General features: G+C 45.2%; 11 protein-coding genes. All 11 read right to left on the bottom strand.

Going from position 1 to position 12488, the window contains the following annotated elements:
* Positions 1-39 precede the first annotated feature (39 nt).
* Positions 40-462: a hypothetical protein gene (locus ACMAZD_RS12305; protein ID WP_226980810.1), complete on the bottom strand. Its 423-nt coding sequence runs from the start codon at positions 460-462 to the stop codon at positions 40-42.
* A gap of 10 nt (positions 463-472) precedes the next feature.
* The gene (locus tag ACMAZD_RS12300; RefSeq protein ID WP_435247443.1) at positions 473-1987 is read right to left on the bottom strand and encodes a hypothetical protein; all 1515 of its coding nucleotides are present in this window, start codon (positions 1985-1987) and stop codon (positions 473-475) included.
* The gene (locus ACMAZD_RS12295; RefSeq protein WP_435247442.1) at positions 1906-2790 is read right to left on the bottom strand and encodes a hypothetical protein; all 885 of its coding nucleotides are present in this window, start codon (positions 2788-2790) and stop codon (positions 1906-1908) included. The genes ACMAZD_RS12300 and ACMAZD_RS12295 overlap by 82 nt, the downstream gene beginning before the upstream one ends.
* Positions 2787-4433, bottom strand: a complete 1647-nt coding sequence (locus tag ACMAZD_RS12290; RefSeq protein ID WP_435247441.1) for a hypothetical protein — start codon at positions 4431-4433, stop codon at positions 2787-2789. Before ACMAZD_RS12290 ends, ACMAZD_RS12295 begins: the two co-directional genes overlap by 4 nt.
* Entirely contained in the window at positions 4430-5758 is a 1329-nt protein-coding gene (locus tag ACMAZD_RS12285) for a tyrosine-type recombinase/integrase (protein ID WP_061040161.1), read from the bottom strand. The genes ACMAZD_RS12290 and ACMAZD_RS12285 overlap by 4 nt, the downstream gene beginning before the upstream one ends.
* Before the next feature lie 112 nt (positions 5759-5870).
* Positions 5871-6506, bottom strand: coding sequence for an endonuclease III (gene nth / locus ACMAZD_RS12280; RefSeq protein WP_061038813.1), 636 nt, complete (start codon positions 6504-6506; stop codon positions 5871-5873).
* Between the two features lie 206 nt (positions 6507-6712).
* Positions 6713-7405 carry an electron transport complex subunit E gene (locus tag ACMAZD_RS12275; protein WP_435247440.1) on the bottom strand — a complete coding sequence of 231 codons (693 nt, stop codon included), beginning with the start codon at positions 7403-7405 and terminating at the stop codon, positions 6713-6715.
* Positions 7405-8034: an electron transport complex subunit RsxG gene (gene rsxG, locus ACMAZD_RS12270; protein WP_435247439.1), complete on the bottom strand. Its 630-nt coding sequence runs from the start codon at positions 8032-8034 to the stop codon at positions 7405-7407. The genes ACMAZD_RS12275 and rsxG overlap by 1 nt, the downstream gene beginning before the upstream one ends.
* 12 nt (positions 8035-8046) lie before the next feature.
* Entirely contained in the window at positions 8047-9093 is a 1047-nt protein-coding gene (gene rsxD, locus ACMAZD_RS12265) for an electron transport complex subunit RsxD (RefSeq protein WP_435247438.1), read from the bottom strand.
* Positions 9093-11885, bottom strand: coding sequence for an electron transport complex subunit RsxC (rsxC, locus tag ACMAZD_RS12260; RefSeq protein ID WP_435247437.1), 2793 nt, complete (start codon positions 11883-11885; stop codon positions 9093-9095). Before rsxC ends, rsxD begins: the two co-directional genes overlap by 1 nt.
* A gap of 7 nt (positions 11886-11892) precedes the next feature.
* Positions 11893-12486 (bottom strand): electron transport complex subunit RsxB, encoded by a 594-nt coding sequence (rsxB, locus tag ACMAZD_RS12255; RefSeq protein WP_435247436.1) that lies wholly within the window; start codon positions 12484-12486, stop codon positions 11893-11895.
* Positions 12487-12488 lie beyond the last annotated feature (2 nt).

Below are 12488 nucleotides of genomic sequence, written 5' to 3'. Positions count from 1 at the left end.
ATCTCTCGCTATATCGTAATTCGAGGTTTAGCTCTATTTCTACTTATTGCTGCGCTCAACGTCTTGTAAGGTCTTTTGAAACACATCCATGACACTTGGGTTAGTTTTGCCTATGCTGGATAACTTTTGAATGAAAGCCTGAAGCTTACCAATCTCTGACTGTGCGACCGTAAGTTGCGCTTCCAGCTGTATCACCTTTTCTGCTAAATCCACGTCTTTTTGCAAGTAAGCAAGCAATTCCTTGTTTTCAGGCGAAACAGGCTTGCCCCTTAAGACTTGCTTTTTCTGTTTGTACTCGTGCTTGATATTGGCGTACTTGTCGAGCGTTTGCCTCGTGGTTGCAATACCTAAGCTGGATTCTACTTTTGTGACTAATAAATCCCATGTTAACTTGCCTTCCCAGCTTCGAATAAGGGCCTGTATGGAAATTTGTTGGTCGGTTTCTAGTGATTTAAGTGCCATATTGTTTACCCTAGAGTGAGTCCAGAAAGCCTAAGAAATTATCCGTTGCTTCATCTTGGTTTTTGTCGTTTTTTGCCTCAATAGCAGCTTGCAGGGCTTGCTCGGCATCAGGCAACGCTAACTTTTGCTCTTCCACCGTTTGGGTCTCTAAGTTATTGATTCTTATGCTGTTTGATCGAGCTAGCAAGCGCACCATACGACCTTCTTCTATCGCCTTATCGGACAGCACTTCAATGAGTTTTTTTAGCATGCAAGTATTGCGATAATGGGTTTTGTACCATTTCTGCATCCCTTCACTTGTTTCAAAGTTGATAGACGCCTGAACCCTTTCTAAGTTGTGCGTTTGCACTTTCAAATCCTTCTGGAGTAAGTCGATTGCCTCCCTATCATGGGTTACATGGCAAGAAGATGAACATAACGCACATTGCGTTTCAAACTCCGACATATAAATGCAGGGTGAGAGGGCAAGGTTTTGATCGCAAAAGCCTGTTTCATGGACAAAAGTCGGTGTTTCATTGTCGATTGCCTTATTAAATTGATCCATGGTCGCAATACGAAGCTTTAGCTTATTTTCGATCTCGCTTTCTAGTTCATTAGAGTAAGAGATGTCCCCAATGACAGAAGCGTTCTGAGCGTCAGTGGTATGGATATAGGTCAGTGTTTGCTCGGCGCTTTTTCGGCCTGACAACATAGAAATAAGGTGGTGAGGCAGTCCTTTTTTAGCCAGAAGATCATTTTGCCAATGACGCAGTTGGTGCGGCTTGAGCAAAAAGTTGGATGAGAAGCCGTGTCGCTCAAAGAGCGTAAGCCGATTTTTGTTGACTTTTATTAGGTCACTAGCAAAGAGGCCACTTAGCGAACTGATAGGCACTAAAAAGAAAGGGTGTGCCGCTTGGCCGCCAAGCTGCTTTTGTGTGTAGGCAAATAGTGTGTTCTCAAAATTGACATACCTAGTTTGGTTTTTATTGTAACCTTTTAGGTGAGATTGATTCATCTCGATGGTGTGATTCTGAAATTCTGCCACGGTGAGTTCTTGCTTGCCTGCTGTGTACTTATCGTATTGACGCTGCATTGTAAAATTACATCCTGTAAGGGCTTGAGAGTAAGGGCAATGACTTTTAAACACCAGTGTGTCGAAGGCTTCGAGCTGTGCAATGGGCTTGATGAACTTTGGATGATGCGGTTTATATATTCTATCTATTGCCCCCTTCGTATCAGCCGTGACGCGAGCACATTTGTCACTACCGTCAAAAAAGCCCAGCAGCAAACCAAGGTGTAATAGGTTGGTTGACTTGCTCATGGAAGGCTTAAGCAGGGCAATATTCTCATCACTGGGCTTGAATTCACCGAGCACTTCTTTGAGAGGGCGGTTCGGCTTTCGATAGAACCGAGCCAGCGCTCTTGCAGGCTCTGTAGCGAGAATAGTGTAGTGCAAGGCTCTGTCTAAGCTATCGACCATTTCTGCATTAATGTGGTTGGCATTATCCTTGTACCCCTTCGAGCCTCGCCAGTTGAGGTAATGCACCGTTTTTTCTTGCCATCGACAACTTGTGTATGAGGCTTTATGCGTTGCACTGTTAAAAGCACTTGCTCTGCGCCAATTCGATTGGGTGAAGCCATGCCAAGTGCTGCCATGGTGCAACTAAAGCTGTCTCGCTGCTCTTGCGTTGGTAATAAAAGAGGTTGCCAAGCCTCAACATTTTCCTTGTCACCATCCTGATAGGCTGGAATAACATCATAGAAGATAGCCCCGAGCGCCAGTAATGCGTTTTCCGACGGAAGCTTGTTTCGTTCCGCTTGCATTGCATCATCGCCACTTTTAGAACGAAATGTTTCGTTGGTAGTATTGATGTAGGGCTGACAGCTTTTCGCGAGCATTTTATGTTGATGCAGCCAGTTGATAAAAGGTTTTAAGTAAGCGTTGTATGTCATCAGGTTGATGGCAGATTGAATCCTTTCAAGGGTGGCGGTCGCGATATTCTCATTTAGGTGGCAAAGGAAGAGTCTTGCGGCTGTGATTTTATTTCTTTTAGAGTTTATAGATATGTTTTCTTTCAATATATCAAGTGTATAGGTGAATAATAAGTCATGCGTCTCAGGTGCTAATCGATCCTTGTCCGTGAAGCGCGTTCCCACTTTTGGCCTCTTTCTATTTAGATTACAAAAGAAAATATTCTGGGCTCTGTTGTCACTGTCGGTAAACGTGACAGCAATATCCTCCCATGATGCCTGCTCACCTTGCGCGTTGGTAAATCCAATCAGAGGCTGCGCTTTCTTTTTAGCAACATAAGCGCGTTGATTATCAATATAGCGGTTAATCTGACTCATTTGCACCCTCCCACTTTTATGGTTTTTCGTTCTTCGCACAGCATAATTGTTACTCTGATATAGAGAATAATGGTTTGCAGTCGTTTAACCGTAGCGGGGTGGCCTGATTGACTATTAATCGCCAGTTTACGCTCTGCCTTATCTAAATATTGCTGATGGTTTGCGGTTTCCAAAGGTCGAAAGTTATCACAGGGATAGCACCCCATTGGGGCGGCTCCCTTTGATTGACAGCTTGAGCAGTTAGTCGGGTTAAGTTTGTGTCCCATCTCTTCATCAAACGGGCTTTTCACCTTAAAGTCAGCGTGTTGCTGTAATTCTTTCGAAGATACGCTATCAAAACGTTGGATAACACTGTTACCCGCAAAGGCTTCGTCAATTTTGACTCGTTCAGGCGCTTTTAAATCAAGGTAATCTTCTATTGCCGCTACCGTGACACCTGTAATTGCAGCAACTTGCGCAGGGCTTAACCCCATCCAAGCGGCGAGGGTTAACTGGGTATGACGCCAGCGATTGTTTTTAAATTCAAGAGGCTGATGAACGAGGCGATCACTTTTAATATCGAGCTTTTTATTGAAGAGGTAAATAATGCTGCTTCTAAGAGAACCTGAAGAGGTGTGAAATGCTTCGGATGTATCGCTCACGGATTGAAAGAGACTCTCTTTTGTATCAAATTTCGCGGAGAATAAACTTTGGTCTGGAAACAAGGGGAGTCGTTGCATCAGCTCTTTTGTTTCACTCTCAGAGAGGACAACGCCGCTCTTGCTCAATGAAGCGCAAAGGAAGGTTTCGTACACTTGGTAATACTGAAGCAACAATTCAGACAGATTTGGCTCCAAGCGATGAGAACGTGACTCGGCATCGACTCTAAACGCGCCATTTTTACCTTTGAAGGTTCGTAGGTGCAATTGCTCTACATCAGAAAAATGATGCTGTGTTAAAGGCTGCCAATCACGGTTGCTTTCTTTGTGCGACTTAAATGTTTGACCCACACGCAAAAGGTCACACCATTTAATTTTAACCAGTTGCGTAGGTCTTCTGACAATGGCCACCATCAATTGGCAAGCCAGAACGTTTCTAAGGCGAGTGAAAGGGTGTGATGTTGCAATCTCACTGCTGAGTGCATGGAGGGTTTCAATTCTTAGTGCTTCAAGAAGGTTATCACGCTCGATTTCACTGTAAGCCCCCGTTGTTTCATCAAGGATATTTTTTGAGCCACCTTGTCTGCCTAAACTCTCATTCTTAACGAGGTCATAGAGCGGAGTAAGAAGACTGCTGCTGTACTCATGACTTCGTTTGCTAAATGTGAATAGGGTATCTCTTACTGTCTTTTTATAGCTCGTGAGCGTTAACCACCACGCCTCAAAAGTCGTTGGCTCTAAGTAATCGCAAATGGTTTTTAAGGTGCTGACATGCCTATTTATGCTTGAATAAGCACAATGTTTGGCAGCGTGCGCGATAGCCAGTCGTAGGTCGAGAAAGGCTTCGCTATCTAACGCATTCATCCAGCCAAGGTTAAGCAGCTTCTTGTAGCCAAGCAACCATTTATCAGAAAAGAGATCAAACTCGTAACCCGTTTCTTTTGATTGAAAAGTTCGTTTACCTTCATAGCTTTTTTTTAAGCTTTTAAGTTCAGCGCTGTTCATTTGCTACCTCTCAGGTTGGGTACGGATTGGCTCAGGTTCTTGGATGAAATTTCAGCTACCGTCATGGCTAACTGGAACTCGTTGTAGACTGATGCCATTTTTGAATCTTCTACCCAACCCATCGCATATTTGCGAAGGTCTTCGATTTTATCCGGTGAGAACCCTTTGGCTTTGGCTTTGATTTCAAAGATTTCATTCCACTTATGACGAAGTAGATGTGGATGTAGTGCTATCCCAACACAATCTCCAATCGTCTTAATGACTTTGTGAATTGCGTTGTAAGATATTGGCTGTCCAATAGTTCTTCCTTTTTCTGAGATGAAAACGAAATCATGTTCATGAGAGTTTGGTGTACTTTTGCGCACTGTTTCGATGTAGAGCTTAATCAGCTTCATTAAATCGTGAGAGATTGAAACAGATAATGCTTTTGTTTTGTTTGCAGCGGGAAGACGCCTTGTGTCCGTAGGGTCATCGGGGGTTCGGGTGAGCAGGAATCTAGGATTGTCCCAATCGTCCACTAAATCACTCACTTTCAATTTCAAGACAGCCCCAACACGAACACCTGTATCAATCAATATCTGGGTGATAATTTGATTTCGAAGCTTGCTCGACTTGAAGGGGTTGTTTGAAGAACGCTCTTGAATAACCTCTAATAAATTAAAAAATTTATCGGATGGAATGACCGATTCAAGGGGATCTTTTGTGATGGTATTGTCTTTTCGGGAGCTAGAAATTGCTGTACTGATGTAGAGTTTGAATTTATTAAATTGGTCATCCGTGGAGATTTGCTGCTCAGTCTCAGCTTTATCGTAGTGATGGCACACATATAAAAATTCAATGTAGGCTTTAAGACGGTTGAGGCGTTGATGAAAAGTATGCGCTGATACTTCTGGTTGACTGTTGGATGTCGCATGGATTGCATCCCTAATTCTTTTATCGGTAAGGCTAACTACAGTGCCGCTTTCGCTCTCATCCTCAGTGTCCACATAGAATTTACAAGCACGAATATAACCGTCTATTTCCTCGATAGATAGAAAAGAGCCACTTGCTACACGCTCGACAAGGTCAATGTTCTTTTGCATGAAGAAGCAGTACAAAAACTTCAACTCATAAGCATATTTCTTTCGAGTGTAGAATGATGGTGACTGTTTTGATTTCCCCTTTTTTGAATTCACCTTTGAAAATGGGGACTTATGATTGCCATTGAGATAAGCGTTAAGGTGCAAGCAGCAAGGTAGACCACTCCCCCGAACAACTACGGGAAAAGAAGCGTTATCTATATCTTTGTATATCCTAACTTGAATACTTTCACTCAAACCAACCATTACAAAGCTCGTTATCTGTTACACATAAATTTACCATATGTGCTTTTTTAATATTTGTAAAGCAAAAAAAGGATTCCAACTGGAATCCCTATCTTTATCGTACGTTAGTTCTTTACGTTTTTTTTGGTGGGGAGTACTCACACAGGTCTTCAATAATACAGCTGCCACAGCGTGGTTTACGCGCGACACAAGTGTAACGTCCATGAAGAATGAGCCAGTGGTGGACATCCAGTTTGAATTCTTTTGGAATGACTTTGAGCAGCTTAGCTTCAACATCGTCGACCGTTTTTCCCATCGCTAACTTGGTGCGGTTTGATACACGGTAGATGTGAGTATCAACGGCAATAGTCGGCCAACCGAAAGCGGTGTTCAATACTACGTTGGCAGTTTTACGGCCAACGCCAGGAAGGGCTTCTAATGCAGCGCGATCTTCCGGTACTTCACCATTGTGTAGGTCAAGTAGCATACGACACGTTTTGATGGTGTTTTCTGCTTTTGAATTAAACAGACCTATGGTCTTGATGTACTCTTTTAGGCCATCGACACCTAGGTCGAAAATAGCTTGTGGCGTATTAGCAACTGGGTAAAGCTTATCAGTGGCTTTGTTGACGCTGACATCGGTTGCCTGTGCAGATAAGAGCACGGCGATCAGCAACTCGAAAGGGCTGTTCCAGTTAAGCTCGGTTTCTGGCTTTGGATTGTTTTCTCTTAAACGCTCAAGTATTTCTACTCGTTTTACATTGTTCATAGCGACATTACTTTCAAATAGTTAGGGCTTGAGTTCAGGCGAAGTTCTTTCAAACTTATTTGTTTTAAAATAACAAGTTCCGCAATGATTCAGGCTTTATCATCGGTTACGCGCTCTTATGAGCGTCATTATTATGTGTACTTGGTTAATCTATTTACCTGCTGAGAGGCTGAGCTACTCAGCAGGGTATAAGCAACTGTAACTTATCAAGCATTGGTAACGCGAGCGCGTTCAATGGCTGGTTTTTCTTGTTTGGGCTGCCTAGCTTTAGCTTGGTTGTCGATGATGTTTTTCAAAGCAATCAAGAAACCAACACCAATGAAGGCACCTGGTGGAAGCAGAGCTAACAAGAAGCTGTTATCAAATTCGAATATCTGGATTCGTAACACTGAAGCCCAATCACCTAGAAGCAGGTTTGCGCCATCAAATAGGGTTCCGTTACCAATAACCTCGCGCATCGCACCCAATACAACCAGTACCGATGTCATGCCAAGGCCCATCCAGAAACCATCTTGAGCTGCAGGAAGCACTTCGTTTTTAGACGCGAAGGCTTCAGCTCGGCCAATGATGATACAGTTGGTTACGATCAGTGGGATGAAGATACCCAAAGAGAGGTAAAGGCCATACGCGTAAGCGTTCATCAGAAGTTGAACACAGGTTACCAGTGAAGCAATAATCATCACGAATACTGGAATACGCACTTCTTTTGGCACATGGTTTCGAACCAGAGAAACAGACACGTTTGAACCTACTAATACAAGCAAGGTAGCGATACCTAATCCAAGAGCGTTAGTCACAGTCGAAGAGACAGCCAACAGTGGACATAAGCCAAGGAGCTGCACTAGGGCAGGGTTGTTGGCCCACATGCCATTTTTAATTAGTGTTTTATGGTCACTCATTATTCACCACCACAATTTAGAGGTTGAGCAAGCAATGCTTGGTTGTTTTGATTAACGTACTGCACCGCTTGCTTCACTGACTTCACGACAGCTCTTGGCGTAATAGTTGCGCCGGTGAACTGGTCAAAGTCACCACCATCTTTACGAACCTTCCAACGGTCAAGATTAGAATCCGTCACTTGCTTACCAGCAAATGAGAGAATCCAATCACTCACTCGAAGATCAATCTTATCACCCAATCCCGGTGTTTCTTGGTGGGAAAGAACGCGAGTACCTAAAATCGTACCGTCAATCTTCATCCCAATAATGACCTTAATCGCGCCGTTGTAGCCATCTGGTGCAATGGCTTCGATCGCAATCGCACTTGGCTCACCATTGAGTTTAGCAATGTAAGCTGGCATTGCTTGTTCAGTGCCTAGCTCTTCTGCTTGAACCAGAGTGCAGGCTGCAAACAGTTCATTATCGTGCTGATCGTGCGGGATAACTTGGTTTAGAACAGACAGTAACTGAGCCTGTTCTTGCTGCTTAATCTGGTCTTTGGTCAGGTAGTGAGTTACCGCGACCAAACCTGTCGAAGCACACGCAAAAATCGCGAGTACAAGGCCGTTTTTCTTAATTGCATTTAGCATGGCATCTGCTCCTTAGTGGCCGTATGTACGAGGTTTGGTGTAGTAGTCAATCAGTGGAACGCACATGTTGGCTAACAATACAGCAAACGCTACACCATCAGGGAAGCCACCCCAACTGCGGATAATAAAGACTAACCCGCCAATCAGGGCACCAAATACCAAGCGACCTTTCACTGTCGTCGAGGCTGAAACCGGATCGGTTGCAATGAAGAATGCACCAAGCATGGTTGCGCCAGACAATAAATGAATGGTTGGAGAAGCGGTTTCACCAGGCGTCAGCACTAAGAACACTAAGCTAAACAGCGCAAGGCTAGCAATAAAAGCGACCGGAATATGCCACTGAATCACGCGTTGCTTGATGAGCACTAAGCCGCCGACGAGGTAGGCAAGGTTAACCCATTCCCAACCCACGCCAGCTAACCAGCTGAATTGTGGTTGAGATAGAGCTTCAGAAGCGGTGTTACCTGCCGTTAATGCCGTTTTGAATGCATCAAGCGGCGTTGCCATTGTGGTGCCATCAATACCCAGGCGTGCTTGTTGAAGAGACAAGCCTTCGTTATTGAAACCAGTAAAGATCATCAAAAATGAGTCAACAAAGCTTGTTGCTTCTGCCGTTAGGCTGGCTGGTGCATTCCAACTGGTCATCTGAACTGGGAATGAGATCAGCAAAACAACGTAAGCCACCATCGCTGGGTTAAATGGGTTTTGCCCAAGGCCACCATATAGGTGTTTCGCGATAATAATAGCGAAGAACATACCAATCACTAGAATCCACCACGGTGAGTGCGGAGGAATAGCAACACTGAGCAGCCAAGCGGTCACAACCGCACTGTAATCACGCAACGCCATCACTGGCGGGCGTTTTCTTAACAGCATTACGGCTGCTTCAAAGGTAACAGCAAGTGCAATAGCAAATACTAACTGGATGAGCGTACCCCATCCAAAGAAGTAGGTTTGAGCTAGTAGACCTGGCAATGCACAAATAGCGACCCATTTCATGAGATCTGGTGTGCTTCTACGATTGTGTGCGTGCGGTGAGCTGGCGATAAAGAAGGCCACTACTCTTTCTCCTCATTGTTCTTTTTATCTTGCTCTTGCTGCGCTTTTCTTGCTTTAGCAATAGCAATAGCAATTGCAGCAGCAACGGCTGCTTTCTTAGGATCGACGGGTTCTGATTGAGCCTCAGATTCAATCACAGTCTCTTTTTCAATTAATGGTTCAGCCACGGCTTCAGGAGCGACTTCTTCAGCTTCGACCTGCTTAGCTTGCTGTGCTTTTTTCGCCTTAGCGCGTGCAATAGCGGCAGCAACAGCCGCTTTTTTAGGATCGACTGACTCTTGTTGAGTTTCAGCTTCAACTTCAATTACTGGCTCAGGGGTTTCCACTGTCTCAGCCAGTTTCGCTTGCTGAGCTTTCTTCGCTTTAGCGCGTGCAATGGCCGCAGCAACTGCGTCTTTCTTGGCATCGCCAGAGCTTTCAGTCGGAGCTTCACTTTCTGTTTGAATAGCTGATTCCGCTTGCTGAGCTTTCTTCGCTTTAGCGCGAGCTATTGCAGCAGCAACTGCATCTTTCTTGGTATCGCCAGAGTTTTCAGCCGGAGCGTCAGAAGCTGATTCCGCTTGTTGTGCTTTCTTCGCTTTAGCGCGTGCAATGGCCGCAGCAACTGCGTCTTTATTGGCATCGCCAGAGCTTTCAGTCGGAGCTTCACTTTCTGTTTGAATAGCTGATTCCGCTTGCTGAGCTTTCTTCGCTTTAGCGCGAGCTATTGCAGCAGCAACTGCATCTTTCTTGGTATCGCTAGAGTTTTCAGCCGGAGCGTCAGAAGCTGATTCCGCTTGTTGTGCTTTCTTCGCTTTAGCACGAGCTATTGCAGTAGCAACGGCGTCTTTCTTGGCGTCGCCAGAGCTTTCAGCTGGAGCTTTAGAAGCTGATTCCGCTTGTTGTGCTTTCTTCGATTTAGCACGAGCAATAGCAGCAGCAACGGCATCTTTCTTAGGATCGCCAGTTCTTTCAGTTGGAGCGTCAGAAGCGGACTCCGCTTGCTGAGCCTTCTTGGCTTTCGCGCGAGCTATTGCGGCAGCGACTGCGTCTTTCTTGCCATCACTAGAGCTTTCTGTTGGATTATCAGTAGCTGCTTGTTGTGCCTTGCGCTCTCTTGCTTGTCGTTTACGTTCTTCACGTAGCTTCGACATTTCAGAGTTATCGGGTTCAGAATTACTCTCTTTCTGAGCAGCAGCTTGTTTCGCTTTAGCACGAGCAATGGCAGCAGCAACCGCAGGTTTCACGGTTGGCTGAGCGGCTGTATCTTGGTCTGCCGTCGCTTTTTGTGCTTTAACACGTGCAATAGCAGCAGCAATTGCATCGTCACCGTCGGCTGATTTCATGTCTTTACGACGATTGTCCGCGGCTTTCTTGAAGCGGTTTTCACGTTCTGCTTTGTCACGCTCCATACGAGCGTTTTTCTCTTCGAAACGAATCTTGGCGCGTTCTGCGGCCGTCGCTTCGTCTTTTCTTGTTTTGATTGCGGCTTTCGCTTGGCGATAGTACTGAACAAGAGGAATTTCACTTGGGCAGACAAACGCACAAGCACCGCATTCAATACAGTCTTTAATATTTAGCTCTTCACACTTGTCTAGCTCATTGGCTTTCGCGTGCCATTGCAGCTGTTGAGGTAGTAGAGAGGCAGGACAAGCTTCGGCACAAGCACTGCATCGAATACATTCCATTTCGTAAGTGCTTGGTGAAATTTCACGACGCGTTGGCGCTAAAATACAGTTCGACGTTTTGGTAATTGGCACATTAGCATGTGGCAAGGTGAAGCCCATCATAGGGCCGCCCAAAATCAAACGCGGCAGTTTTTTATCGGCTTTGTAGCCAAACTCTTCAAGTAACTCATGTACAGGGGTGCCTAGTAGTGCCCAAACGTTACGAGGTTGCTTAAAGGTCTTACCGGTTAAAGTCACCACACGGTTAACCACAGGTTCACCGTCGACTACTGCTCTCTTAATTGAGTAGAGAGAGCCGACGTTCTGAACCAAAACACCAATATCTGCAGGAATGCCGCCAGCTGGAACCTCTTTATTGGTAAGGATCTTGATCAGTTGCTTCTCACCACCGGAAGGGTATTTGGTTGGGATAACGCGAATGACGATGTCTTTGTCTTTCGCCGCAATCTCAAGTGCTTTTATCGCGTCTGGCTTGTTGTCTTCAATGCCGATAACCGTCAGCTTTGGTTGAAGGATGTGTTCAACCACTTCGATACCTTTTAATATTTCTTCGGCATGTTCTTGAAGTAACTTGTCATCAGAGGTGATGTAAGGTTCACACTCCGCAGCGTTGATGATCAAAATATCAGTGCGGCCTAAGCCTGATTGAAGTTTTTTGGCGGTAGGGAAGCCAGCGCCACCCATGCCTGAGATACCAGCTTGGCGAATTACATCAAGCAGTTCATCGGATGTCTTTGTAGAAAAATCTTCAACCGGGTGTTTTTTAACCCACGCGTCGAGGCCATCGGGTTTAATAACCACGCACACGTCGCTCAACCCTGAAGGGTGAGCAGTGGTTCGTGGTTCGATAGCGGTAATCATACCCGATGTTGGTGCATGTACCGGCAAAGTAAAACCAGTCTCTAAGGCCGTCAGTTGTTGACCTTTTAGTACAGTGTCACCGACAGAAACCAACAAGTTACCAGGCTTACCGATGTGCTGTTTTACCGGAAGAACGATTTCTTCAGGAAGCCTTGCATGAACGATATCAGTAGTATTCGACTGTTTCTTGTTTTCAGCAGGGTGCACGCCGCCCGGGAAGCTCCAAATAGAGCCCGTGCGAATTTGTTCAATTAAAGAGATCATACTAACCCTATGCCTTAGGCTCTGACGCGTTTGCATCAGTTGCTTGGTTAGTGATATCCGTAACAGGAATGATGTTCATCTGCCATTTCCAATTTTCAGTCGTTGTTGCCACTGGAATCATTTCAATACAGTCAGTAGGGCACGGCGCGACACAAAGATCACAACCAGTACATTCGTCTTTAATTACTGTGTGTAGTGCCTTAGTACCACCAACTATGGCGTCGACAGGGCAGGCTTGAATACATTTAGTACAGCCGATACACATATCTTCATGAATGAAGGCAACGGTTTTTACTTTGTTATCTAAGTCATGAGCGGAGTCTTCAACTTCTACGCCCATCAAGTCTGCTAGCTTCTCAATGGTTGCCTGGCCACCGGGAGGACATTTGTTGATCTTGTCGCCGTTAGCGATCGCCTCTGCGTATGGACGACAACCAGGGTAGCCACACTGGCCACATTGAGTTTGCGGTAAAATGGTATCGATTTGATCAACGATAGGATCGGCTTCTACTTTAAAGCGGATAGAAGCAAAGCCCAAAATAGCGCCAAAAACAGCGGCTAAAACGGCTAGCGCAATGATCGCAATTAAAATGGTACTCATGC

Origin of the sequence: Vibrio sp. nBUS_14, from assembly GCF_051201655.1 — a bacterium.
Taxonomy (GTDB): domain Bacteria; phylum Pseudomonadota; class Gammaproteobacteria; order Enterobacterales; family Vibrionaceae; genus Vibrio.
This window is presented reverse-complemented; position numbering and strand designations above follow the sequence as displayed.

Coding starts and splice junctions, on each gene's coding strand:
- ACMAZD_RS12305 (WP_226980810.1), bottom strand. CDS start 462: ATGGCACTTAAATCACTAGAAACCGACCAACAAATTTCCATACAGGCC.
- ACMAZD_RS12295 (WP_435247442.1), bottom strand. CDS start 2,790: ATGAGTCAGATTAACCGCTATATTGATAATCAACGCGCTTATGTTGCT.
- ACMAZD_RS12290 (WP_435247441.1), bottom strand. CDS start 4,433: ATGAACAGCGCTGAACTTAAAAGCTTAAAAAAAAGCTATGAAGGTAAA.
- ACMAZD_RS12285 (WP_061040161.1), bottom strand. CDS start 5,758: ATGGTTGGTTTGAGTGAAAGTATTCAAGTTAGGATATACAAAGATATA.
- nth (WP_061038813.1), bottom strand. CDS start 6,506: ATGAACAATGTAAAACGAGTAGAAATACTTGAGCGTTTAAGAGAAAAC.
- ACMAZD_RS12275 (WP_435247440.1), bottom strand. CDS start 7,405: ATGAGTGACCATAAAACACTAATTAAAAATGGCATGTGGGCCAACAAC.
- rsxG (WP_435247439.1), bottom strand. CDS start 8,034: ATGCTAAATGCAATTAAGAAAAACGGCCTTGTACTCGCGATTTTTGCG.
- rsxC (WP_435247437.1), bottom strand. CDS start 11,885: ATGATCTCTTTAATTGAACAAATTCGCACGGGCTCTATTTGGAGCTTC.
- rsxB (WP_435247436.1), bottom strand. CDS start 12,486: ATGAGTACCATTTTAATTGCGATCATTGCGCTAGCCGTTTTAGCCGCT.